We start from the raw sequence: 23,485 nt of genomic DNA, 5'->3' as shown, positions 1-23,485 counted from the left end.
TCATGGCTGTGAAGAGCAAGACGGCCGCGCGTTCGCGCCGCCACACCCGCCTTCGCAAGAAGATCGTCGGCACGGAGCTCCGCCCCCGTCTCGTCGTCACCCGCTCGGCCCGCCACGTCTTCGTGCAGGTCGTCGACGACGCCAAGGGTCACACCGTCGCGTCGGCGTCGACCATGGAGGCCGACCTCCGTGCGTTCGACGGTGACAAGACCGCAAAGGCGAAGAAGGTCGGCGAACTCGTCGCCGAGCGCGCCAAGCAGGCCGGTGTCGACTCCGTCGTGTTCGACCGCGGCGGCAACAAGTACGCCGGTCGCGTCGCAGCGATCGCCGATGGAGCGCGAGAGGCAGGACTGAGCCTGTGAGCGAGAACACTGTGAAGGAGACCGAGGTGACCGCAGAGGCACCCGTCGAGACGGCAGCGGCGTCCGAGCCGGCCCGCAACGAGCGCGACTCGCGCCGTGGCGGCGGTCGCGACCGCAACCAGGGCCGTGACCGTGGTGGTCGCGACGCTGAAAAGAGCCAGTTCCTCGAGCGCGTCGTCACCATCAACCGCGTGTCGAAGGTCGTCAAGGGCGGCCGTCGCTTCAGCTTCACGGCGCTCGTCGTCGTGGGTGACGGCAACGGGCTCGTCGGCGTCGGCTACGGCAAGGCGCGCGAGGTTCCGACCGCGATCTCGAAGGGCGTCGAGGAGGCGAAGAAGAACTTCTTCCGCGTTCCCCGCGTCGGTTCGACCATCCCCCACCCCGTCCAGGGTGAGGCTGCCGCCGGTGTGGTGCTCCTGCGCCCGGCGTCGCCCGGTACCGGTGTCATCGCCGGTGGTCCGGTCCGCGCCGTGCTCGAGTGCGCCGGCATCCACGACGTGCTCTCGAAGTCGCTCGGCTCGTCGAACACGATCAACATCGTGCACGCCACGGTCGAGTCGCTGAAGCAGCTCGAGGAGCCCCGTGCGGTCGCCGCCCGTCGTGGTCTCGACTACGACGAGGTCGCCCCCGCGCGCCTCATCCGTGCCGAGGCACAGGCGGCCGAGGCTGCCGCAGCAGCGAAGGCAGGTGCCTGATGGCCAAGCAGCTGAAGGTGACCCAGATCAAGTCCAAGGTGAGCGAGAAGCAGTACCAGCGTGACACGCTGCGCAGCCTCGGGCTCAAGCGAATCGGCCAGTCGGTCGTGCGTGAGGACACCCCGCAGAACCGCGGGTACGTCAACACCGTCGCTCACCTCGTGAAGGTTGAGGAGATTGACTAATGGCTGACGAGAAGAACGACGCCACCACCGAGGCCCCGAAGAAGGCCCCGGCGAAGAAGGCCGCCGCGAAGCCCGCCGCCGAGAAGGCCGCCCCCAAGGCGGCTGCAGCGACGAAGGCTCCGGCCAAGGCCGCTGCCGCGAAGGCCGACGACGCGAAGGCCGAGAAGGCCCCCGCGAAGAAGGCTCCCGCGAAGAAGGCGGCCCCCAAGGCCGACGTCGCGGAGAAGCGCGAGCAGGTGCTGAAGGTCCACCACCTCCGCCCCGCTCCCGGTGCCAAGAAGGACAAGACCCGCGTCGGACGCGGTGAGGGTTCGAAGGGCAAGACCGCCGGTCGCGGCACCAAGGGTTCGAAGGCCCGCAACAACATCCGCCCCGGCTTCGAGGGTGGCCAGCTTCCGTACCACATGCGTGCGCCGAAGCTCCGCGGCTTCAAGAACCCGTTCCGCGTCGAGTACCAGGTCGTCAACCTCGACAAGCTCGCCGAGCTCTACCCGAAGGGCGGCGATGTCACCATCGCCGACCTCATCGAGAAGGGCGCCGTGCGCAAGAACGAGCGCGTCAAGGTGCTCGGCAACGGCGACATCCAGGTGAAGCTCAACGTGGCCGTCGACAAGGTCTCCGGCTCGGCCGAGCAGAAGATCGTCGCCGCCGGCGGCTCGGTCAAGTAAGACCGAAACACGATTGGTTCGAGCCAGTCGGGACCTCGCGTAGGATAAGCGGGGTCTCGACTGGCTCGAGTCGTATAACGAACCAACTCCCTGCGCGGCGCAGACGCATCGCACGGAGCAACAGGAGGACGAGTGTTCAACGCCATCGGGCGGATCTTCCGCACGCCGGATCTTCGCCGCAAGCTCGGGTTCACGCTGGGCATCGTGGCCCTGTTCCGGCTCGGATCCTTCATTCCCGCGCCGTTCGTCGACTTCGGCAACGTGCAGCAGTGTCTCGCGGCGAACCAGGCCGCCGGGGCATCCGGGCTCTACGATCTCGTGAACCTCTTCTCGGGCGGTGCACTGCTGCAGCTCTCGATCTTCGCGCTGGGCATCATGCCGTACATCACCGCGTCGATCATCGTGCAGCTGCTGCGCGTGGTCATCCCTCACTTCGAGACCCTCTACAAGGAGGGGCAGGCGGGCCAGGGCAAGCTCACCCAGTACACCCGCTACCTCACCATCGCCCTCGGCGTGCTGCAGTCGACGACGCTCATCACGGTCGCGCGCTCGGGTGCGCTCTTCCCGAACAGCGACCCCTCGTGCTCGGCGCTGATCACGAACGACGCGTGGTACGCGATCCTGCTCATGGTCATCACGATGACCGCCGGTACCGGCCTCATCATGTGGATGGGCGAGCTCATCACCGAGCGCGGCATCGGCAACGGCATGTCGCTCCTCATCTTCACCTCGATCGCCGCGACCTTCCCCGGCTCGCTCTGGGCGATCGGCATCGCCCGCGGCTGGGACATCTTCGCGATCGTCCTCCTCATCGGTCTCGCGATCGTCGTCGCGGTCGTCTTCGTCGAGCAGAGCCAGCGCCGAATCCCGGTGCAGTACGCGAAGCGCATGGTCGGACGCCGCACCTACGGCGGCAACAACACGTACATCCCGATCAAGGTCAACATGGCCGGCGTCGTGCCCGTCATCTTCGCCTCGTCGCTGCTGTACCTGCCCGCGCTCATCGCGCAGTTCAACCAGCCGGCCGCCGGCGAGGACCCGCAGCCGTGGGTGCTCTGGATCACGAACTACCTGACCAAGGGCGACCACCCGCTCTACATGCTGCTGTACTTCCTGCTCATCGTCGGCTTCACGTACTTCTATGTCGCGATCACCTTCAACCCCGACGAGGTGGCCGAGAACATGAAGAAGTACGGCGGCTTCATCCCCGGCATCCGCGCGGGGCGCCCGACGGCCGAGTACCTCGACTACGTGCTCACCCGCATCACGGCTCCGGGCTCGCTCTACCTCGGCCTGGTCGCGCTCATCCCGCTGATCGCGTTCGTCTGGGTCGGCGCCAACCAGAACTTCCCGTTCGGCGGCGCCTCCATCCTGATCATCGTCGGCGTCGGCCTCGAGACGGTCAAGCAGATCGACGCCCAACTCCAGCAGCGACACTACGAAGGACTTCTCCGATGACGCCAGCCGCCTCGAACGGCACCGACGCCACCAGCTCCGCCCGCTTCCTGATCGTCGGCCCCCAGGGCTCCGGCAAGGGGACCCAGGGCGTGCTCATCGCGGACGCGTTCGGAGTGCCGCAGGTGGCCACGGGCGACATCTTCCGCGCCAACGTCGCGGGCGGCACCGAACTCGGCAAGCGGGTCCAGGCGATCATCGAGGCTGGCGACCTCGTGCCCGACGCGCTCACGAGCGAACTGGTGCGCGACCGTCTCGCGCAGGCGGACGCCGCGGAGGGCTTCCTGCTCGACGGCTACCCCCGCAACCGCGGTCAGGTCGACGACCTCGACGCGTTCCTCACCGGGCGCGGCGAATCGCTCGACGCCGTGATCGAGCTGGAGGTGCCGCGCGAGGAGTCGATCACGCGCATCCACCAGCGCGCGGTCGAGCAGGGCCGCACTGACGACACCGAAGAGGTCATCGCGAATCGCCTGGCGATCTACGAGCGCGAGACGGCGCCGATCCTCGACGTCTACCGCGAACGCGGCCTCGTCGCCCGCATCGACGGCGTCGGCACGCTCGCCGAGGTCACGGGGCGCATCTTCGAGGCGCTCGCCGCTCGGGGCCTCGCGCCCCGGCACCCCGGCGCCGCGGCCTGACCCACGTGTTCCGGCGTTCGATCTACAAGTCGCCGGCCCAGCTGCGTTCGATGGTCGCGGCTGGCCGTGCGACGGCCGCGGCGCTCGCTGAGGCCCGGCGTCTCGCCGTGGCCGGCGCGACCGGCCTCGAGCTCGACGCCGCCGCGGAGCGCACCATCACGGCCGCCGGCGGTCGTTCGAACTTCAAGCTCGTCCCCGGGTACCGGCACACCCTGTGCGTCTCGGTGAACGACGACGTCGTGCACGGCATCCCGGGCGACCGGCGGTTCCAGCCCGGCGACATCGTCTCCGTCGACGGCGGCGCCGAGGTCGACGGCTGGAACGGCGACTCGGCGTTCACGGTCGTGCTGCCAGACCCGTCGCGGCCCGAGATCGTCGCCGCACGCGAGACGCTGTCGAAGGTCACCGAGCACGCGCTCTGGCACGGCATCGCGACGCTCGCCCGCGCCTCGCATCTCAACGAGGTCGGGGCGGCGATCGAGGACTACGTGCGCGGCGAGGGGGAGTACGGCATCCTCACCGACTACGTGGGGCACGGCATCGGCCGCACGATGCACGAGGAGCCGCCGGTGTTCAACTACCGCGTCGACCGCCGGGGACCCGCCGTGAAGCCGGGCCTCGTCGTCGCGATCGAGCCGATGCTCGTCGCCGGCGCGATCGAGAGCTTCGTGCGCGACGACGACTGGACCGTCACGACGGCCGACGGCGCCGATGCGGCGCATTGGGAGCACAGCGTCGCCGTGCACGCCGGGGGCATCTGGGTGCTCACCGCGCCCGACGGCGGGGCCGAGGGGCTCGCTCCCTTCGGCATCGTGCCGACCCCGATCGACTGAGCGTTCCCGACCCGCGGCCGCGCCCGCAGGGCTAGGCTGGGTGCCGATCGAGCCGGGGGTGGTCGAGGTGGAGTTCAACGGGATCGGGGTGGGACGCGGCGTGGCGATCGGGCCCGTGGCCTGGATGTCGCCGCCGCCGCCCGAGCCGTCGACCGCGGCGAGCGGGCGCGGTCCCGAGCTGGAGCTCGAACGGGCGCAGACCGCCGCGGCGGAGGTCGCGCGCGAGCTCCGCCGTCGGGCGGCCTCGGTGGAGGGCGCAGCGGCCGAGGTGCTCGAGGCCCAGGCCCTCATGCTCGAGGACCCGGCGGTGCACGCGAGCGTCGGCGAGCACGTGGCGCGGGGTGCGACGGCCGAACGCGCGGTGTTCGAGGCGTTCGCCGGATACCGCGAGCTGCTCACCGGCATGGGCGGGTACCTCGCCGAACGCGCTGCGGACCTCGCCGACGTCTCGCAGCGGGTGATCGCCGAGCTGTCGGGCGCGCCTGCCCCCGGCGTCCCCGACCCGGGGCATCCGTTCGTGCTCGTCGCGCACGACCTCGCCCCGGCCGACACCGCGACCCTCGACCTCGATCGCGTGCTCGCCGTCGTGACGCTCGAAGGCGGGCCGACCTCGCACACGGCGATCCTCGCGCGCGAGAAGGCGCTCGTCGCGATCGTCGGCGCGGATGCCTCGGCGCTCATGGAGGGGGAGACGGTGATCGTCGACGCGGAGAACGGACGGATCGTGCGCGACCCCTCAGACGACGAGATCGCCGCCGCGGTCGCGCGGCAGGAGGAGCTGGCCGCTGAGGCGACCGCGCCGATCGAGCCGGGGCGCCTCGCCGACGGCACGCCCGTCCCGCTGCTCGCGAATCTCGGCGATCCGGCCGGCGCCGAGGAGGCCGTGCGCCTCGGCGCCGAGGGCGTCGGACTGTTCCGGACCGAGTTCCTCTTCCTCGGCTCGGAGGTCGCGCCCTCGCGCGCGGTGCAGGAGGAGGCCTACGAGCGGCTCCTCGCCGCCTTCCCCGACCGGAAGGTCGTGGTGCGGGTCCTCGATGCCGGGGCCGACAAGCCGCTCGCCTTCCTCGGCGGGAGGCACGAGGAGAACCCGGCGCTCGGGATGCGGGGCATCCGTGCGCTGCGGCGCACCGAGCCCGTGCTGCGGGACCAGCTCGACGCCCTCGCCGCCGCGGCCGCGCGGACGCACGCCCGCCTCGAGGTGATGGCGCCGATGATCGCGACGGTCGAGGAGGCCGCCTGGTTCGCGGAGATCGCCCACGGGGCGGGGCTCCCGGTCGCGGGCGTCATGGTCGAGGTGCCCGCCGCCGCGCTGCTCGCGGATCGGCTGCTCGCGGCCGTCGAGTTCGCCTCGATCGGCACGAACGACCTGACGCAGTACACGATGGCCGCCGACCGCCTCCTGGGCGAGGTGGCCGAACTGCAGGACCCGTGGCATCCCGCCGTGCTCGGGCTCGTCGGTGCAGTGGGCGCGGCCGGGGCGCAACTCGGCAAGCCGGTCGGCATCTGCGGCGAGGCCGCGGCCGACCCGCTCCTCGCGGTCGTGCTCGTCGGGCTCGGTGCGACGAGCCTGTCGATGTCGCCCTCGGCCCTCGCGGGGGTGCGGGCGGGGCTGCTCCGCCATTCGGCGGCCGACGCCAGGGCCATCGCCGAGGCGGCGCTCGCTGCGGACGGGTCCGCATCGGCACGGTCGGCGGCGAAGGCGGCGTCGGACGCGCGCCGCTGAACGGCGCCCGAGGCATCCCCGGTGGGGCCGCCCGCCGCGCTCGCGACGTCGACTGGCGAAAACGGCGGAAATGACCTAAAGTTGACCCTTGGTGTTCTGCACGCCTGCCTTGGCATGCCCGACGACTTCGTCCGAGGGCATCGCGCACGGTTCGCGCGCAGCAGTCATCGCACGACCAGCATCCCAAACTCCAAGCGATAGTGAGGCTATGGCCAAGAAAGACGGCGTCATCGAGATCGAGGGCTCGGTCATCGAGGCTCTCCCGAACGCGATGTTCCGGGTGGAGCTCACGAACGGGCACAAGGTTCTCGCGCACATCTCAGGGAAGATGCGCCAGCACTACATCCGCATCCTCCCCGAGGACCGCGTGATCGTGGAGCTGAGCCCCTACGACCTGACGCGCGGGCGCATCGTCTACCGCTACAAGTAAGGGCTGCCGGAAAGTAACGGCCCGCGGCATCCCGCGGGTACGAGGACAGCGAATCAGAGGAACCACTGTGAAGGTCAACCCCAGCGTCAAGCGGATCTGCGAGAAGTGCAAGGTCATCCGCCGTCACGGCCGCGTGATGGTCATCTGCGAGAACCCGCGCCACAAGCAGCGCCAGGGCTAATCGCCTGACGCGGGGCCACGCCGAGTGCGCGGCCCCACGCCACAACTGAATACGAATCGGCACTGCCAGATCCCGCTCGCGCGGGGGACACCTCGGGACGGAGGCCCGGGCACCGGCAGTGCTCCACACCTCCACTTCGAAACAGGAGAAGCCACACATGGCACGTCTGGCAGGAGTTGACATCCCGCGCGAGAAGCGCGTGGAGATCGCACTGACTTACATTTTCGGCGTCGGCCGCACTCGCGCGCTGCAGACGCTCGCGGAGACCGGCATCGACGGCAACATCCGCGTGAAGGACCTCAGCGACGAGCAGCTCGTCGCCCTTCGTGACTACATCGAGGGCAACTTCAAGGTCGAGGGTGACCTCCGCCGCGAGGTCGCCGCCGACATCCGCCGCAAGGTCGAGATCGGCTCGTACGAGGGCCTCCGCCACCGCCGCGGCCTTCCGGTCCGCGGTCAGCGCACCAAGACCAACGCTCGTACCCGCAAGGGCCCGAAGCGCACCGTCGCCGGCAAGAAGAAGCCCGGCCGCAAGTAACCGCTCGTCGCCAGATCTAGGAGATTTCACACATGGCAGCACCCAAGGCGGCTACTCGCAAGCCGCGCAAGAAGGAAAAGAAGAACATCGCCGTGGGCCAGGCCCACATCAAGTCGACGTTCAACAACACGATCGTCTCGATCACCGACACCACCGGTGCCGTGATCAGCTGGGCCTCCTCGGGCGGCGTCGGCTTCAAGGGCTCGCGCAAGTCGACCCCGTTCGCCGCGCAGCTCGCTGCCGAGTCGGCTGCGCGCCAGGCGCAGGAGCACGGCATGAAGAAGGTCGACGTCTTCGTCAAGGGCCCCGGATCGGGCCGTGAGACCGCAATCCGTTCGCTCCAGGCCGCGGGCCTCGAGGTCGGCAGCATCAACGACGTGACGCCGCAGGCGCACAACGGCTGCCGCCCGCCGAAGCGCCGCCGCGTCTAAGGCTCTCCGGACCGGTGGTCGGGCCGGGCTCTTCGGAGCCGGCCCGGCCACCGGGCATCCGTTCTCACACAACTCAAGATCCTCGACCTCGCAGGTGTCATATAGCGGACACCCTGCCGAAAGGAATCAACAGTGCTGATCGCACAGCGCCCGACGCTCACCGAAGAGAACATCTCGGAGTTCCGTTCGCGTTTCGTGATCGAGCCCCTCGAGCCGGGCTTCGGTTACACCCTCGGCAACTCGCTTCGCCGCACCCTCCTCTCCTCGATCCCCGGCGCGGCCGTGACGAGCATCCGCATCGACGGCGTGCTCCACGAGTTCTCGACGGTTCCCGGTGTGAAGGAGGATGTCACCGAGATCATCCTGAACATCAAGAACCTGGTCGTCTCCAGCGAGCACGACGAGCCCATCACCGCGTACCTGCGCAAGCAGGGTGCCGGTGAGGTCACCGCCGCCGACATCTCGGCTCCCGCCGGTGTCGAGGTGCACAACCCCGAGCTGGTCATCGCGACGCTCAACGACTCGGCCAAGTTCGAGCTCGAGCTCACGATCGAGCGCGGCCGCGGCTACGTCTCGGCGAGCCAGAACCGCAACGAGTACTCCGAGGCGGGCCAGATCCCGGTCGACTCGATCTACTCGCCGGTGCTCAAGGTCACCTACCGCGTCGAGGCCACCCGTGCCGGCGAGCGCACCGACTTCGACCGCCTCGTGGTCGACGTCGAGTCGAAGCCGGCCATCTCGCCGCGCGACGCGATCGCTTCGGCGGGCCGCACGCTCACCGAGCTGTTCGGTCTCGCCCGCGAGCTGAACACCGCGGCCGAGGGCATCGAGATCGGCCCCGCGCCGGTCGACGCCGTGCTCTCGAGCGAGCTCTCGATCCCGATCGAAGACCTCGACCTCTCGGTGCGCAGCTACAACTGCCTCAAGCGCGAGGGCATCAACACGGTGTCGGAGCTCGTCGCCCTGAGCGAGTCGCAGCTCATGAACATCCGCAACTTCGGTCAGAAGTCGGTCGACGAGGTGAAGGACAAGCTCACCGAGATGAACCTGTCCCTCAAGGACTCGGTGCCCGGATTCGACGGCGCCCACTTCTACACCGGCTTCGACGACGAGAACTAGTCGCTCGCGCACGTAGCACCGACCCCACACACTGGAGATAACGAACCATGCCGAAGCCCACCAAGGGCCCCCGCCTCGGAGGCGGACCCGCGCACGAGCGGCTCATGCTCGCGAACCTCGCGGCTGCGCTCTACACGCACAAGAGCATCACCACCACCGAGACCAAGGCGAAGCGGCTCCGCCCGCTCGCCGAGCGTCTCATCACGTTCGCGAAGCGCGGCGACCTGCACGCCCGCCGTCGCGTGCTCGCCGTGATCGGCGACAAGGCCGTCGTGCACGAGCTGTTCGCGGTCATCGCCCCGCAGGTCGCCGACCGTGAGGGCGGCTACACCCGCATCACGAAGATCGGCAACCGCAAGGGCGACAACGCCCCGATGGCGGTCATCGAGCTCGTGCTCGAGCCGGTCGTGAAGAAGCAGCGCGCCGCGAAGCCCGCCGCCGCGGCCGCTCCGGCCGAGGTCGTCGAGGAGGCGCCCGCCGCCGACGAGACCGAGGTCGTCGAGGAGGCGCCGGTCGAGGAGACCGCCGCCGACGAGACCGCCGAGGCCGCCGCCGACGAGGCCGCCGCCGAGAAGGCGTAAGCACTCTCCGCACCACGAGAGGGCCCCCTGTCCACAGCGACAGGGGGCCCTTCGTCGTCTGTGCCACAATCGTGCTCGGCGTCGACGAGGTCCGTCGGCGCAGGCGTGGAAGGAGCAGCGTGCGCGCACCGGTGCGGATCCCCGAGGATCGCGACCTCTCGATCGACTTCGCCCGGGCGTTCTGCCTTCCGGTCGTCGTGCTGCTGCACGCGCTGCAGATGGGCATCGGCGGCGACCCGCTGCGCGCGTTCAACGCGCTCGACGGCTTCGAACCGCTCGCGTGGGCGACCTGGCCGCTCATGATCATGCCGGTGTTCTTCATCTGCGGCGGCTTCGCGTCGATCACGCAGTGGCGGAGGCTCCGCGGGCACGGCGAGACCGGCGCGCACTACCTGCGGGTGCGGGCGGTGCGGCTCGCGCAGCCCGTCGTGTCGGTGACGGCGGCGGTGGGGCTCGTGCTCGGCGGCATGCTGCTGGCGGGCGTCGACACCGGCTTCGTGCAGAGCTTCGCGGTCCGGCTGGCCGAGCCGCTGTGGTTCATCCCCGTGTACCTCGTCTGCACCGCCCTCGTGCCCGCGATGTCGTGGCTGCACCGGCACGCGCCGTGGCCGACGTACCTCGGCCTCGCGGCCGGCGCCGTGCTCGTCGACCTGCTCGCGCGCGGCCTCGGACTGCCGGTGGGCGCCCTCAACTGGATCTTCGTCTGGCTGTTCGCGCAGCAGCTCGGGTTCGGCCTGCGCGACGGCTGGTTCGCCCGCCGTTCGTGGCCCGTGCTCGTCGCCATCGCGGTGTTCGCCTACGGATTCATCGCGATGCTCGTGGCGGTCTTCGGCTACTCGCACGACATGCTCGACAACCTCAACCCGCCGAGCCTCGCGATCATGGCCCTCGCGCTCGGCCAGGTCGCGTTGTTCGCGCTGCTGCAGCCGGCGATTCGGCGATTCGTCGCGCATCGAGCGGTGCTCGGCGCCGTGTTCGTGTTCGGCGTGTACGGCATGGTCATCTACCTCTGGCACACCTTCGCGATGGCGGTCGTGACGGCGGCCCAGCTCGCGATCGGCCTGCCCTTCCCGCCGGTGCTGTCTCCCGCGTGGTGGGCGACGCGGCCCCTCTGGATCCTCGCGATCGCCCTCGTGGTCGCCGCGTGCTGCGCCGTCGTGCCAAGGCTCGAGGCGCGCTGGCCCGCGCCGGTCGAACGCCGCACCCCGCTCGCTGCGGTGGTGGTCTGGACCGTCTGCGCGGTCGCCGGGGTGGGCGTGTTCCTGACCCTGGGCTACGTGCCGTGGACGCACGGGGTGCTGGGCTGGACGCTCGTGACGCTCTCGGTGGTCGCCCTCATCGCCGGCGGACCGGGCCCCCGCGCACCGCGCGCTCGCGCCGGCGAGGTCGATGCCTTCACCGCGACGGCGCGCGCCTAGGCTGGCGGGTATGGACACGAGCGAGGCGGATGCCGCGGGGGCGACGCGGGTCGCCGTGAACGGCGAGCCTGACGAGGTGGTGCGCATCCGGCTCGGCATCGCCTACGACGGCACCGACTTCAAGGGCTGGGCCGCGCAGCCCCGGTTGCGCACGGTCCAGGGCACCTTGGAGGGTGCGCTCGCAACGCTCTTCCGGCGCGAAGGGGTGGCGCCCCGGCTGACCGTCGCGGGGCGGACCGACGCGGGGGTGCACGCGCTCGGCCAGGTGGCACACCTCGACGTCCCCGCGTCCGCTCTCGCCAAGGTCACGCGGCTGCGCCGCGGCGACGCTTCGGGCGCGCTCGAGCACGATCGCGCCGCCGTCCTGCTCCGCCGGCTCACCGGCATCCTCGGCACTGCCGACTCCGATGTCGTGATCACGCACGCCGAGCCGGCGCCGGCCGGCTTCGACGCCCGTTTCTCGGCAGTGTGGCGACGCTACGAGTACCGGATCGCCGATGACGCCGCCCTGCGCGACCCGCTCGCACGCGGCCGGACGGTCTGGTACCCCCGGGCGCTCGACGTCGAGGCGATGGATCGCGCGGCGAACCGCCTGCTCGGGCTCCACGACTTCGCCGCCTTCTGCAAGCCGCGCGAGGAGGCGACGACGATCCGCACCCTGCAGGCCTACCGCTGGCGTCGGGGCGAGGGTGACGTGCTCGTCACAACGCTGCAGGCCGACGCGTTCTGTCATTCGATGGTCCGGGCGCTCGTGGGCGCGTGCGTCGCGGTGGGGGAGGGCAAGCTCGCCGCCGACGACCCCGAACGCCTGCTGGCCGCCGCCGAACGCACGAGCGCGTTCAAGGTGATGCCCGCGAAGGGGCTCGTGCTCACCGAGGTCGGCTACCCCGACGACGCCGAGCTCGAGACCCGCGCCGTGCAGACCCGGGCGCGACGGGACCTCCGGCAGCGAGGCATCCCCGACCCCGTCGCGGAGCCGCGATTCTGAATCGCGGGATGTAGCTGCTAGAATCTCCCTTTGGTGCCGTTCTCTGCAGCGGTACCCGAAGTTGAGCCCTCCACCAGGCGTTCGCACGCATCGCGGTCGAACTCCCCCGGAGTGGGATTCACGAACCCCTCACTCGATCAGAAAGCAGCACTTCCGTGACGCGCACCTATACCCCGAAGTCGAACGAGATCCAGCGCGACTGGGTCGTCATCGACGCGACCGACATCGTCCTCGGTCGTCTCGCGAGCCACTCCGCAGCCCTGCTGCGCGGCAAGCACAAGGCGATCTTCGCCAACCACGTCGACACCGGTGACTTCGTCATCATCGTCAACGCCGACAAGGTGGCCCTCACCGGCCAGAAGCTCGAGCAGAAGAAGGCGTACCGCCACTCGGGCTACCCGGGCGGCCTCAAGGCCGTCGGCTACGCCGAGCTCCTCGAGAAGAACCCCGTTCGCGCCGTCGAGAAGGCGATCCGCGGCATGCTCCCGAAGAACTCGCTCGGCCGGGCGCAGCTCAAGAAGCTCAAGGTCTACGCAGGCCCCGAGCACCCGCACGCCGCGCAGCAGCCCAAGCCGTACACCCTCACCCAGGTCGCCCAGTAATTCCGGCACCCTCGACGTTCTCGAAATAAGGATTCACACCAAAATGGCGAAGATCGCAGACCAGATCGAAGCGGCTCCTGAGAGCTACACGACCGAGAGCGCGCCCGAGGCCGCTCCCGCCACCCCCCGCCCCGTGCTCAACGTGTCGGGCGCAGCCGTCGGCCGCCGCAAGCAGGCCATCGCCCGCGTGCGCGTCGTCCCCGGCGCCGGCACCATCACGGTCAACGGCCGTGAGTTCGCGGCGTACTTCCCGAACAAGCTGCACCAGCAGCTCATCACCGACCCGTTCACCGTGCTCGAGCTCACCGGCTCGTACGACGTGGTCGCGAAGATCACCGGCGGCGGCCCCTCGGGCCAGGCCGGTGCGCTCCGCCTCGCGATCGCGCGTGCGCTGAACGAGATCGACCGCGAGAACAACCGCCCGACCCTCAAGAAGGCCGGCTTCCTCACGCGCGACGCCCGCGTCATCGAGCGCAAGAAGGCCGGTCTCAAGAAGGCCCGCAAGGCTCCGCAGTTCTCGAAGCGTTAATCCGCTCCGCGAATCCGTATGCCTCGGCTTTTCGGAACGGACGGGGTCCGGGGCCTGGCCAACCGTGAACTCACGGCTGACCTGGCCCTGGGCCTCTCCCAGGCGGCTGCGGCCGTCCTCACGCAGGGACGCCACGCCGACGAGAATCGCGCGGCGGGCAGGCGACCCGTCGCCGTCGTCGCGCGCGACCCCCGCGTCTCCGGTGAGTTCATCACCGCCGCGGTGGCCGCGGGCCTCGCGAGCTCCGGTGTCGACGTGCTCGACGCCGGGGTCATCCCGACCCCCGCGACCGCCTTCCTCATCGACTCGATCAAGGCCGACTTCGGCGTCATGATCTCGGCGTCGCACAACCCGGCGCCCGACAACGGCATCAAGTTCTTCTCCTTCGGCGGCACCAAGCTGCCCGACGAGGTCGAAGACCGGATCGAGTCGTTCCTCGGCAAGCAGAAGCTGGCCCCCGTCGGCGACGGCGTCGGCCGCATCCGGCGTTTCGCCGATGCCGAGGACCGCTATGTCGTGCACCTGCTCGGCACCCTCCCGAACCGCCTCGACGGCATCAAGGTCGTGCTCGACTGCGCCCACGGCGCGGCGGCGGGCGTCTCGCCCCAGACCTTCAAGGACGCCGGTGCCGAGGTCGTCGTGATCGGCGCCGACCCCGACGGCATCAACATCAACGACGGCGTGGGCTCGACCCACCTCGACCAGCTGCAGGCCGCCGTGCTCGCGCACGGTGCCGATCTGGGCATCGCGCACGACGGCGACGCCGACCGCTGCCTCGCGGTCGACGCCGACGGCAACATCGTCGACGGCGACCGCATCATGGCGATCCTCGCGCTCGCGATGAAGGAACGCGGTCACCTGACCGACGACACGCTCGTCGTCACCGTCATGTCCAACCTCGGTCTCAAGCGTGCGATGGCCGAGCACGGCATCAGCATCGTCGAGACGAAGGTCGGCGACCGCTACGTGCTCGAGGCGCTCGGCGCGGGCGGGTTCGCCCTCGGCGGCGAGCAGTCCGGTCACGTGATCATGAGCGAGTACGCGACGACCGGCGACGGGGTGCTCACCGGCCTCCACCTGGTGGCCGAGATGGCTCGCACCGGCAAGACGCTCGCGGAGCTCGCCTCGGTGATGACGGTGTACCCGCAGGTGCTCGTGAACGTGCGCGGGGTCGATCATCACCGTCTCGGCGAGAACGAGCGGATCGCCGCAGCCGTCGCCGAGGTGGAGGCCGAGCTCGGCGAGTCCGGCCGGGTCCTCCTGCGCCCCTCGGGCACCGAGCCCATGGTGCGCGTGATGGTCGAGGCGGCGGACCAGCCCGAGGCCGACCGTCATGCGGCCGCCCTCGCCGACGTGGTGAAGGCAGAGCTCGCGCTGTAGTCGGCGAACAACCCCATCGACGTCATCGGAACGCCGCGTCCTCGCTCGAGGACGCGGCGTTCCGGCGTTCACGGACGGATCGTCGGGCGTCGACGGCGGCCCGGGTCAGAGCTTGCGCAGCAGCACGCTCGACACCGCGTGGTCCGAGCCCTTGCGCAGCACGAGCGAGGCGCGCGAACGGGTCGGCCGGATGTTCTGGAGCAGGTTCGGCTCGTTGATCGAGTGCCAGATCTCGCGCGCCCGGAGCCGCGCCTCGTCCTCCGACAGCGAGGCGTAGCGGTGGAAGTACGAGCGCGGGTTCGCGAACGCACCCTGCTGGAGCTTGAGGAAGCGCTCCTCGTACCAGCGTGCGATGTCGCTCGTGCGCGCGTCGACGTAGATCGTGAAGTCGAAGAGATCGCTCACCGCGAGGCGGTGCCCCGGGCCGGGCGGCTGCAGCACGTTGAGCCCCTCGACGATGAGCACGTCGGGGCGGCGCACCGTCACCTGGGCGTCGGGCACGATGTCGTAGGCGAGGTGCGAGTAGAACGGGGCGCGGACCTCGGCGGCGCCCGCCTTCACCTCGCTCACGAAGCGCAGGAGGGCCCGGCGGTCGTACGACTCGGGGAACCCCTTGCGGGCCATGAGCCCGCGGCGCTCGAGTTCGGCGTTCGGGAAGAGGAACCCGTCGGTCGTCACGAGCTCGACCCTGGGCGTGTGCTCCCACCGGGCGAGGAGCTCGCGGAGGAGCCGCGCGATCGTGGACTTGCCGACCGCGACCGATCCGGCGACCCCGATCACGAAGGGCGTCGATTCGAAGCGTTCCCGCAGGAACTCGCTCGCGACCTTGTGCAGCGACTTCGTGCCGCCGACGTAGAGGTTCAACAGCCGGCTGAGCGGCAGGTAGACCTCGGCGACCTCTGTCGGGTCGAGCGGCTCGCCGAGGCCGCGCAGCTGCACGATCTCGGTCTCGCGGAGGGGCGACGGCATCGACGGCGCAAGCGCCGCCCAGTCGGCTCGGTCGAGTTCGATGAACGGCGAGATCTGCGTCGGGTGCGACGACGGGCTCTGCTGATCCGGCACCGTGCCAGTGTAGTGCGGGGCGACGGGCTCGTCGGGCTGCGCCCTCGGGGCGGGCGCACAGCCGTTCGCCAGTAGAATCGCCCCCATGTGTGGAATCGTCGGATACGTCGGAGAGCGCAACAGCCTCGACGTCCTCATGGGTGGCCTGCGCCGCCTCGAATACCGTGGCTACGACTCGGCGGGGGTGGCGGTCGTCGATGACGACGGCGCCATCGAGACCGCGAAGCGCGCCGGCAAGCTCAAGGTCCTCGCGGACGAGCTCGAGCGGAATCCGCTGCATCACGGCGGCACCGGCATCGGCCACACTCGTTGGGCCACCCACGGCGGGCCGACCGACCGCAACGCGCACCCGCACCTCGGCGACGAGGGCCGCCTCGCGCTCATCCACAACGGCATCATCGAGAACTTCTCCGAGCTGAAGGAGGAGCTCCTCGCGGAGGGGCACACCTTCGAGTCCGAGACCGACACCGAGGTCGCCGCCGTGCTCCTCGGTCGCGAGTACCGTGCCGCCGGCGACCTCCGCGCGGCCTTCCGCAACACCGTCTCGCGCCTCGAGGGCGCCTTCACCCTGCTCGCCGTGCACCGCGCCGAGCCCGGCGTCGTCGTCGGCGCGCGTCGCAACTCGCCGCTCGTGATCGGGCTCGGCGAGGGCGAGAACTTCCTCGGCTCCGACGTCGCCGCGTTCGTGGAGTACACGAAGCAGGCCGTCGCCGTCGGGCAGGACCAGATCGTCGCGATCACCGCCGACGAGGTCGTCGTCACCGACTTCGCGGGCGAGCCCGTCGAGCTCGACACCTTCGAGGTCGCCTGGGACGCCTCGGCCGCCGAGAAGGGCGGATGGTCGTCCTTCATGCGCAAGGAGGTCTCGGAGCAGCCCGAGGCCGTCGCCAACACGCTGCGCGGCCGCGTGGTCGACGGCACCGTCGTGATCCCCGAGCTCGAAGGCTTCGGGGACGACGAGCTCCGCGGCATCCGTCGTATCACCGTCATCGCCTGCGGTACCGCTTCCTACGCCGGCATGGTCGCGAAGTACGCGATCGAGCAGTGGGCCCGGATCCCGGTCGAGGTCGAGCTCAGCCACGAGTTCCGCTACCGTGAGCCGGTGCTCGACGCCGACACGCTCGTCGTCTCGATCAGCCAGTCGGGCGAGACGATGGACACCCTGATGGCGGTCAAGTACGCCCGCGAACAGGGCGCACGCACGATCTCGATCTGCAACACGCAGGGCGCCACGATCCCGCGCGAGTCCGACGCGGTGGTCTACACGCACGCCGGCCCCGAGGTCGCGGTCGCGTCGACGAAGGCGTTCGTCGCGCAGATCACGGCGCTCTACCTCTTCGGCCTGCACCTCGCCCGGGTGCGCGGCACGCTCGGCGACGCCGAGCTCGCGGCGCAGCTCGCCGAGCTGACCGCGGTGCCCGCGAAGATCGAGCAGGTGCTCGGCGAGGCCGGCAAGGTCGAGCAGCTCGCCCACTGGATGGCCGACACCCGTTCGGTGCTCTTCCTCGGCCGGCACGTGGGCTACCCGATCGCCCTCGAGGGTGCGCTGAAGCTCAAGGAGCTCGCGTACATCCACGCCGAGGGCTTCGCCGCCGGCGAGCTGAAGCACGGGCCGATCGCGCTGATCGAGCCGGGCCAGCCGGTGTTCGTCGTCGTCCCGAGCCCGCGCCACGACCGGAGCCTGCACCCGAAGGTCGTCTCGAACATCCAGGAGATCCGCGCGCGCGGCGCCCGTGTCATCGCGATCGCCGAGGCCGGCGACGCCGCGGTGCTGCCCTTCGCCGACGAGGTCGTGCGCATCCCGCTCGCGGGCCCGCTCTTCGAGCCGCTGCTCGCGGTGGTGCCGCTGCAGATCTTCGCGATGGAGCTCTCGCAGGCGAAGGGCCTCGACGTCGACCAGCCGCGCAACCTCGCGAAGTCGGTGACGGTCGAGTGATCATGGGCGCGGGGGCCGAGTGATCGCCGGCATCGGCATCGACGTCGTGGACATCGGGCGCTTCGAGCGCTCGATCACCCGGACCCCCGCGCTCCTCGAGCGCTTGTTCGCCGAGAGCGAACGTGATCGACCGGCGCGCTCGCTCGCCGCACGATTCGCCGCGAAGGAGGCGCTCATCAAGGCGCTCGGCGGCCACGCGGTGATCCGCTGGCACGACATGCAGATCGTGCAGGACGCGGAGGGCAACCCCGACTTCGCACTGTCGGGCGCGCTCGCCCGCCACGTCGACGAGCTCGGCATCGATCGCGTGCACCTCTCGATGAGCCACGACGCCGGCATCGCGAGCGCCTTCGTCGTGCTCGAGAAGGCGAACGGGCGATGAGCCGGCAGGATGCCACGGGGTCGCCGTTCCGCGAGGCCGTCATCGACCTCGCCGCGCTCACGGGCAATGTGCGCACCCTCGCCGCACGCATGGCCCCGGCCGAGATCATCGCCGTGGTGAAGGCCGACGCGTACGGGCACGGCGCGGTGGCCGCCGCGCGGGCCGCCCTCGCGGGAGGCGCGACCCGGCTCGGCGTCGCCGACCTCGACGAGGCGCACGAACTGCGCGACGCCGGCATCGACGCCCCGGTGCTCGCCTGGCTGCACGGGCCCGACGCCGACTTCGTCCGCGCGGTGCGCGCGGGCATCGAGCTCGGCATCTCCAGTCGTGCGCAACTCGAGCGCGCGGCGGAGGCCGCGGCGTCCGTCGCAGCCGACGGCCTCGACGCGCCCGCCCTGGTGCATCTCAAGATCGACACCGGGCTCAGCCGCAACGGCGTGCCGGAAGGTGAATGGGCCGACGTGGTCGCCCTGGCCGCGGGCCTCGAGCGCGACGGGCTCGTCGAGGTCGTCGGCGTGTTCAGCCACTTCGCGAACACCTCGCGCGAGGTCGACGCCGCCCAGCTCGACGCCTTCGAGCGCGCCCTCGCCGAGGCCCGTGCCGCCGGCCTCGCCCCGAGGATCCGGCACATCGCCTCGACCGAGCAGGCGCTCCGCGACCCGAGCGCCCGGTACGACGCCGTCCGCATCGGGATCGGCATGTACGGCCTGACGCCCTTCGGCGACGGCACCACCTCGACCGAGCTCGGGCTCACGCCCGTGATGACGCTGCGTGCCCGGGTCGCGGCGGTGCGCCGGGTCGAGACCGGTGCGGGCGCCTCGTACAGCCATATCTGGCACGCCGAGCAGGCCAGCACCCTCGCCCTCGTGCCGCTCGGCTACGCCGACGGGGTGCCGCGCCAGGCCTCGGGCAACGGCGCCGAAGCGCTCGTCGCCGGACGCCGCCGCCCGGTCGCCGGACGCATCGCCATGGACCAGTTCATCGTCGACGTCGGCGACGACGAGGTGGCGGTCGGCGACGAGGTCGTGCTCTTCGGCGACCCGGCGACGGGCGCACCGACCGCGGACGAGTGGGGCGCGGCCGCCGGCACCATCGGCTACGAGATCGTCACCCGCATCGGCCCCCGCGTGCCGCGGCGGTACGTCGGCGATGCCGATGCCGTCGAGGAGGCCTCCGCGACCGAGGCGCGATCGTGACGTTCGCGGCGACCTTCGACACCGCGGAGGACCTGGCCGAGTTCGGTCGCGATCTCGGCGCCGCGCTGCGCGCCGGCGACCTCCTCGTGCTCACCGGGCCGCTCGGCGCAGGCAAGACCACCCTCACCCGCGGCATCGGCGCGGGACTCGACGTTCGGGGTCCGGTACAGAGCCCGACGTTCGTCATCGCCCGCACGCACCCGAACCTCGGCGGAGGCCCGCCGCTCATCCACGTCGACGCCTATCGGCTCGGCGACGCGGCGCTCGTCGACGACCTCGATCTCGACGTCGCCCGCTCGGTCGTCGTCGTCGAGTGGGGCGCCGGCCTCGTCGAGGAGCTCAGCGACTCGCGGCTCGAGATCGTGATCGAGCGACCCACCGGTGCGAGCGAGGCTCGAGGCGAGTCGGTCGACGAGGCCGACGGCGCGTCCGACGGCGACGAGGAGCTCGACGCCGACGAGCCGCGCACCGTCACCGTGCGCGGCTTCGGTCCCCGGTGGGCGGGCACCCCGTACGCCGTCTCGGCGTAGGCTTGTCCCCATGCTCCTCGCGATCGACACCTCGACGGGCACGAGTGTCGCGATCGTCGATCGCGACGCCGCGAGCGGCGAACTGCGCATCCTCGCCGAGACCGGCACCGACGACACCATGCGCCACGCCGAGGTGATCGGTGGCTTCATCCGCGACGCGCTCGACGGGGCCGGCATCGCTCCCGACCGGCTCTCGGGCGTCGCCGGCGGCATGGGCCCGGGGCCGTTCACGGGCCTCCGGGTCGGCATCGCCGCGGCGCACGCCTTCGCCCTCGGCATCGCCCGTCCTTTCGTGCCCGTCCCGAGCCACGACGCGATCGCGTGGTCGCGGTACACCTCGGGCGAGACCGGCCCGCTCCAGGTCGTCACCGACGCGCGGCGCCGGGAATTCGCGGTCTCCGAGTACGACGGGCTCGACGAGGCGGGGCTCCCGGTGCGGGCGAGCGGTCCCGCGCTCGCTCCGCGCGACGCGCTGCCCGAGGCACGAGGCATCCGATTCGAGGCGACCGTCGTCTCGGCCGGCGCCGTCGGCCTCGTCGCCGAACTCGCCTTCGCGGCCGGTCGCCTGCCGCTCATCGACGACGCACCCCTCTACCTCCGCGCGCCCGACGTCACGCCCTCCGCCGGAAAGCGGGTGCTGCAGTGAGCGTGTTCATGCGCCGGGCCCGGCTCACCGACCTCGAGGCGATCATGCGGCTCGAGCGCGCGACGTTCACCGACGACGCCTGGCCCGAGGACGCGATGCGCCGGGAGCTCGAGAGCCCCCACGGGTACTACCTCGTCGCGGTCGACGACGAGCTCGCCTCGCGGCAGGCGCCGGCCGACGAGCCCGCGGCGGGCGACGACGTCTCCTCCGACCTCGAGCACGACGCGGCGGATGCCGCGTGGCCGCCGCTGCTCGGCTACGCCGGCCTGCTGGCGCCTTCGGGCAGCGACCAGGGCGACATCCAGACCATCGCCGTCGACCCCGCCGCGCGCGGGATCGGCCTCGGCCGCGGGCTCATGCACGCGCTCATCACCGAGTCCCGGCGCCGGGGCATCGCCCAGCTCTTCCTCGAGGTGCGGGCCGACAACCAGATCGCCCGTGCGCTGTACGAGTCGCTCGGCTTCGTCGAGATCGGAGTGCGTCGCGGGTACTACCGGCACGGCGTCGACGCGATCATGATGCAGCTCGCAGTGCCGCCGGCCGTCACGCGACCGGCGGGCGGCGTCGACGGCACGACGATCCGAGGGGCCTCACGATGAACACCCGCGAGCCGCTCATCCTCGGGATCGAGACCTCCTGCGACGAGACCGGGGTCGGCATCGTCCGCGGCACGACCCTGCTCGCGAACACGATCGCCTCCTCGATGGACGAGCACGCACGCTACGGCGGCGTCGTCCCCGAGGTCGCGGCGCGTGCGCACCTCGAGGCCATGGGGCCGACGATCCGTGCGGCGCTCGCCGAGGCATCCGTCACGCTCGACGAGATCGATGCGGTCGCCGTCACGAGCGGTCCGGGCCTCGCCGGCGCGCTGATGGTCGGCGTCGGGGCCGCGAAGGCGCTCGCCCTCTCGCAGGGCGTCCCCATCTACGCGGTGAACCACCTCGTCGGGCACGTCGGCGCCGACCTCCTCGACGCGGCCGACCCGCTCGAGACCCCGACGGTGGCGCTGCTCGTCTCGGGCGGGCACACCTCCCTCCTGCTCGTGCGCGACCTCGTCTCGGACGTCGAGCTGCTCGGCGAGACCATCGACGACGCCGCGGGCGAGGCCTTCGACAAGGTCGCACGCGTGCTCGGTCTGCCCTACCCGGGCGGTCCCGAGATCGACCGCGCCGCGGTGGGCGGCGATCCGAAGGCGATCCGCTTCCCGCGGGGGCTCACCCGCCCGAAGGACCTCGTGGCGCACCGCTACGACTTCAGCTTCTCGGGGCTGAAGACCGCGGTCGCCCGCTGGGTCGAGCAGCGCGAGGCCGCGGGCGAGCCCGTGCCGGTCGCGGATGTCGCCGCGAGCTTCCGCGAGGCCGTCGTCGACGTGCTCGTCGCGAAGGCGATCGACGCGTGCACCGAACTCGGCGTACCGCGCCTCCTCCTCGGCGGCGGGGTCATCGCGAACGCGCGCCTGCGCGAGGTGGCCGCCGAGCGGGCGGCGGCCGCGGGCATCGCGCTGCGCATCCCTCCGCTCTCGCTCTGCACCGACAACGGCGCGATGATCGCGGCGCTCGGCGCCCAGCTCGTCATGGCCGGTCATGCCCCGTCCGAACTCGGCTTCGGCGCCGACTCCACGCTGCCGGTGACCGACATCCAGGTCGCCTGACGCAAGAATCCTGTGCAGGCGGGCCCTCGCGCGATAGTGTGGGGACGAAATCACCGGGGAGCGGCGGCGATCGTTCGCGCCCGGAGCGCACCCTCATCCCGAGGGACGCGTACACACAGCATCGAGGGGAACCACCGTGACCGACCCGAACCTTCCCGAGCAGCCCGCCGGCGCCGTCCCGCCCGTGCCCCCGGCCGCTCCCGCGACGCCTCCCGCCGCTCCCGCGTACGGCACGCCGCCGGCCGCTCCGGCCGCCCCCGCCTACGCCGCTCCTGCCTACGGCGCCCCCGCCCCGTCCAAGACCAACGTGCTCGCGATCGTCTCGCTCGTCTCGGCGTTCTTCGTGTCGCTCGTCGCGATCATCACGGGTCACATCGCGCTCAGCCAGATCAAGAAGACCGGTGAGCAGGGCCGCGGCCTCGCGATCGCCGGACTCATCATCGGCTACGTGGGCCTCGTCGCCGGGATCATCGCGGTCATCCTGTGGATCGCCGCCTTCGCGTTCGTGGCCTCGAACCCCGACATCACCACCTACTGAGCCGGGTCGACACCCGCATCAAGCAGAGGAGCACCGATGAGTGATCCGAAGAACCCCGACGAGCTCCCCGGCGAGCCGGTCGAGCCCACGGTGCCCGACGCGCCCGAGCCCACGGTGCCCGACGCGCCCGAGCCCGTCGTTCCCGACGCGCCCGAGCCCCAGGTGCCCGGTGCACCCGAGCCGGTCGTCCCGGTGGATGCGGCCGCGACCGGCCCCGAGGTGCCTTCGGTGCCCGAGCCGCCGGCTGCACCCGAGCCGCCGACCGCACCGCCGGCTCCGCCCGCACCGCCGGCTCCGCCCGCTCCGCCCGCCTACGGCGCTCCGGCACCCGCGGCGCCGCCGAGCTACGGTGCTGCGACGCCGCCTCCGCCGCCCGCATACGGTGCTCCCGCTCAGCCCGGTTACGGTGCTCCCGCTCAGCCCGGTTACGGTGCGCCGGCGCAGCCCGCGTACGGTCAGCCCGGGTACGGTGCGTACGGCACCGCACCGAGCAAGCCGACCCCGGTGTTCAGCCTCATCTCGCTCATCGCGGGCGTGCTCGGCATCGTGGGCGGATTCGCCGTCGTGTGGATCCCCTTCGTCGGCGGCATCATGCAGCTGTTCATCCCGGCCGCGGCCGTGGTGCTCGGCTTCATCGGCAAGCGCAAGGAGCCTGCCGCGAAGGGCATGTGGCTGACCGGCATCATCACCGGCTTCGTCGGGATCGCCATCGGCCTGCTGTCGATCGTGCTCTGGAGCGTGCTCTTCGCGAGCGTCCCCTACGGCGACTACGACATCTACTGAGG

At 71.1% G+C, this 23,485-nt stretch carries 29 protein-coding genes; 28 read left to right on the top strand and 1 reads right to left on the bottom strand.

All coding sequences use genetic code 11. The features are described from left to right. Positions 1-2: 2 nt before the first annotated feature. The 19 genes from rplR (at position 3) to glmM (ending at position 14,759) form a co-directional block, all read left to right on the top strand. Positions 3-362: a 50S ribosomal protein L18 gene (rplR, locus tag ACFVTR_RS06245; RefSeq protein WP_376944314.1), complete on the top strand. Its 360-nt coding sequence runs from the start codon at positions 3-5 to the stop codon at positions 360-362. Further along, positions 359-1,057: a 30S ribosomal protein S5 gene (gene rpsE / locus ACFVTR_RS06240; RefSeq protein ID WP_157423227.1), complete on the top strand. Its 699-nt coding sequence runs from the start codon at positions 359-361 to the stop codon at positions 1,055-1,057. The genes rplR and rpsE overlap by 4 nt, the downstream gene beginning before the upstream one ends. Further along, entirely contained in the window at positions 1,057-1,242 is a 186-nt protein-coding gene (rpmD, locus tag ACFVTR_RS06235; RefSeq protein WP_022889741.1) for a 50S ribosomal protein L30, read from the top strand. Before rpsE ends, rpmD begins: the two co-directional genes overlap by 1 nt. Then, positions 1,242-1,910, top strand: coding sequence for a 50S ribosomal protein L15 (rplO, locus tag ACFVTR_RS06230; RefSeq protein WP_376944318.1), 669 nt, complete (start codon positions 1,242-1,244; stop codon positions 1,908-1,910). The genes rpmD and rplO overlap by 1 nt, the downstream gene beginning before the upstream one ends. Before the next feature lie 132 nt (positions 1,911-2,042). Beyond that, positions 2,043-3,368: a preprotein translocase subunit SecY gene (gene secY, locus ACFVTR_RS06225; protein ID WP_376944320.1), complete on the top strand. Its 1,326-nt coding sequence runs from the start codon at positions 2,043-2,045 to the stop codon at positions 3,366-3,368. After that, on the top strand, positions 3,365-4,006 hold the full coding sequence (locus ACFVTR_RS06220) for an adenylate kinase (RefSeq protein ID WP_387035682.1): 642 nt from the start codon (positions 3,365-3,367) through the stop codon (positions 4,004-4,006). The genes secY and ACFVTR_RS06220 overlap by 4 nt, the downstream gene beginning before the upstream one ends. Positions 4,007-4,011: 5 nt before the next feature. Then, positions 4,012-4,839, top strand: a complete 828-nt coding sequence (map, locus tag ACFVTR_RS06215; protein ID WP_387035680.1) for a type I methionyl aminopeptidase — start codon at positions 4,012-4,014, stop codon at positions 4,837-4,839. Between the two features lie 40 nt (positions 4,840-4,879). Continuing rightward, positions 4,880-6,562 carry a phosphoenolpyruvate--protein phosphotransferase gene (gene ptsP, locus ACFVTR_RS06210; protein WP_387035678.1) on the top strand — a complete coding sequence of 561 codons (1,683 nt, stop codon included), beginning with the start codon at positions 4,880-4,882 and terminating at the stop codon, positions 6,560-6,562. A gap of 208 nt (positions 6,563-6,770) precedes the next feature. Next, positions 6,771-6,992, top strand: coding sequence for a translation initiation factor IF-1 (gene infA / locus ACFVTR_RS06205; protein WP_011186713.1), 222 nt, complete (start codon positions 6,771-6,773; stop codon positions 6,990-6,992). Positions 6,993-7,059: 67 nt separating this feature from the next. Continuing rightward, positions 7,060-7,173 carry a 50S ribosomal protein L36 gene (gene rpmJ / locus ACFVTR_RS06200; protein ID WP_022889747.1) on the top strand — a complete coding sequence of 38 codons (114 nt, stop codon included), beginning with the start codon at positions 7,060-7,062 and terminating at the stop codon, positions 7,171-7,173. A 157-nt stretch (positions 7,174-7,330) separates the two neighbouring features. Next, entirely contained in the window at positions 7,331-7,711 is a 381-nt protein-coding gene (gene rpsM / locus ACFVTR_RS06195) for a 30S ribosomal protein S13 (RefSeq protein WP_376944328.1), read from the top strand. 32 nt (positions 7,712-7,743) lie between these two features. After that, positions 7,744-8,142, top strand: coding sequence for a 30S ribosomal protein S11 (rpsK, locus tag ACFVTR_RS06190; RefSeq protein WP_092668574.1), 399 nt, complete (start codon positions 7,744-7,746; stop codon positions 8,140-8,142). A gap of 132 nt (positions 8,143-8,274) precedes the next feature. Further along, entirely contained in the window at positions 8,275-9,261 is a 987-nt protein-coding gene (locus ACFVTR_RS06185) for a DNA-directed RNA polymerase subunit alpha (RefSeq protein WP_022889750.1), read from the top strand. Between the two features lie 47 nt (positions 9,262-9,308). Next, positions 9,309-9,842, top strand: coding sequence for a 50S ribosomal protein L17 (gene rplQ, locus ACFVTR_RS06180; RefSeq protein ID WP_387035675.1), 534 nt, complete (start codon positions 9,309-9,311; stop codon positions 9,840-9,842). Between the two features lie 119 nt (positions 9,843-9,961). Continuing rightward, positions 9,962-11,260 carry an acyltransferase gene (locus ACFVTR_RS06175; protein WP_387035673.1) on the top strand — a complete coding sequence of 433 codons (1,299 nt, stop codon included), beginning with the start codon at positions 9,962-9,964 and terminating at the stop codon, positions 11,258-11,260. 10 nt (positions 11,261-11,270) lie between these two features. Next, positions 11,271-12,248: a tRNA pseudouridine(38-40) synthase TruA gene (gene truA / locus ACFVTR_RS06170; protein WP_387035671.1), complete on the top strand. Its 978-nt coding sequence runs from the start codon at positions 11,271-11,273 to the stop codon at positions 12,246-12,248. A 155-nt stretch (positions 12,249-12,403) separates the two neighbouring features. Continuing rightward, on the top strand, positions 12,404-12,850 hold the full coding sequence (gene rplM / locus ACFVTR_RS06165) for a 50S ribosomal protein L13 (protein ID WP_157423236.1): 447 nt from the start codon (positions 12,404-12,406) through the stop codon (positions 12,848-12,850). A 43-nt stretch (positions 12,851-12,893) separates the two neighbouring features. After that, entirely contained in the window at positions 12,894-13,379 is a 486-nt protein-coding gene (rpsI, locus tag ACFVTR_RS06160; RefSeq protein WP_387035669.1) for a 30S ribosomal protein S9, read from the top strand. 18 nt (positions 13,380-13,397) lie between these two features. Beyond that, the gene (gene glmM / locus ACFVTR_RS06155) at positions 13,398-14,759 is read left to right on the top strand and encodes a phosphoglucosamine mutase (RefSeq protein WP_387035666.1); all 1,362 of its coding nucleotides are present in this window, start codon (positions 13,398-13,400) and stop codon (positions 14,757-14,759) included. A gap of 105 nt (positions 14,760-14,864) precedes the next feature. Here the strand turns inward: glmM and coaA are convergent, their stop codons facing one another. Further along, positions 14,865-15,821, bottom strand: coding sequence for a type I pantothenate kinase (coaA, locus tag ACFVTR_RS06150; protein WP_376944340.1), 957 nt, complete (start codon positions 15,819-15,821; stop codon positions 14,865-14,867). Between the two features lie 85 nt (positions 15,822-15,906). Here coaA and glmS point away from each other — a divergent pair, with 85 nt between their 5' ends. The 9 genes from glmS to ACFVTR_RS06105 all read left to right on the top strand — a co-directional run bounded on the left by glmS (position 15,907) and on the right by ACFVTR_RS06105 (position 23,483). Then, entirely contained in the window at positions 15,907-17,757 is a 1,851-nt protein-coding gene (gene glmS / locus ACFVTR_RS06145; RefSeq protein ID WP_387035664.1) for a glutamine--fructose-6-phosphate transaminase (isomerizing), read from the top strand. Between the two features lie 19 nt (positions 17,758-17,776). Beyond that, positions 17,777-18,139, top strand: a complete 363-nt coding sequence (locus ACFVTR_RS06140; RefSeq protein WP_387035663.1) for a holo-ACP synthase — start codon at positions 17,777-17,779, stop codon at positions 18,137-18,139. Continuing rightward, a complete protein-coding gene (alr, locus tag ACFVTR_RS06135; protein ID WP_387035662.1) occupies positions 18,136-19,335 on the top strand; it encodes an alanine racemase in 1,200 nt (399 codons plus the stop codon). The genes ACFVTR_RS06140 and alr overlap by 4 nt, the downstream gene beginning before the upstream one ends. Then, on the top strand, positions 19,332-19,865 hold the full coding sequence (tsaE, locus tag ACFVTR_RS06130) for a tRNA (adenosine(37)-N6)-threonylcarbamoyltransferase complex ATPase subunit type 1 TsaE (RefSeq protein WP_387035660.1): 534 nt from the start codon (positions 19,332-19,334) through the stop codon (positions 19,863-19,865). Before alr ends, tsaE begins: the two co-directional genes overlap by 4 nt. A gap of 10 nt (positions 19,866-19,875) precedes the next feature. Next, positions 19,876-20,511, top strand: coding sequence for a tRNA (adenosine(37)-N6)-threonylcarbamoyltransferase complex dimerization subunit type 1 TsaB (gene tsaB / locus ACFVTR_RS06125; protein WP_387035658.1), 636 nt, complete (start codon positions 19,876-19,878; stop codon positions 20,509-20,511). Beyond that, the gene (rimI, locus tag ACFVTR_RS06120; RefSeq protein ID WP_387035656.1) at positions 20,508-21,110 is read left to right on the top strand and encodes a ribosomal protein S18-alanine N-acetyltransferase; all 603 of its coding nucleotides are present in this window, start codon (positions 20,508-20,510) and stop codon (positions 21,108-21,110) included. Before tsaB ends, rimI begins: the two co-directional genes overlap by 4 nt. Continuing rightward, positions 21,107-22,162, top strand: coding sequence for a tRNA (adenosine(37)-N6)-threonylcarbamoyltransferase complex transferase subunit TsaD (gene tsaD, locus ACFVTR_RS06115; protein ID WP_387035654.1), 1,056 nt, complete (start codon positions 21,107-21,109; stop codon positions 22,160-22,162). The genes rimI and tsaD overlap by 4 nt, the downstream gene beginning before the upstream one ends. Positions 22,163-22,298: 136 nt before the next feature. After that, positions 22,299-22,700, top strand: coding sequence for a DUF4190 domain-containing protein (locus ACFVTR_RS06110; RefSeq protein ID WP_387035652.1), 402 nt, complete (start codon positions 22,299-22,301; stop codon positions 22,698-22,700). A 36-nt stretch (positions 22,701-22,736) separates the two neighbouring features. Continuing rightward, a complete protein-coding gene (locus tag ACFVTR_RS06105; protein WP_387035651.1) occupies positions 22,737-23,483 on the top strand; it encodes a hypothetical protein in 747 nt (248 codons plus the stop codon). Positions 23,484-23,485 lie beyond the last annotated feature (2 nt).

Source organism: Agromyces sp. NPDC058126 (assembly GCF_042884595.1).
Taxonomy (GTDB): Bacteria; Actinomycetota; Actinomycetes; order Actinomycetales; family Microbacteriaceae; genus Agromyces.
Note: the sequence above shows the minus strand (reverse complement) of the source record. Positions and strands in the feature narration are given on the sequence as shown.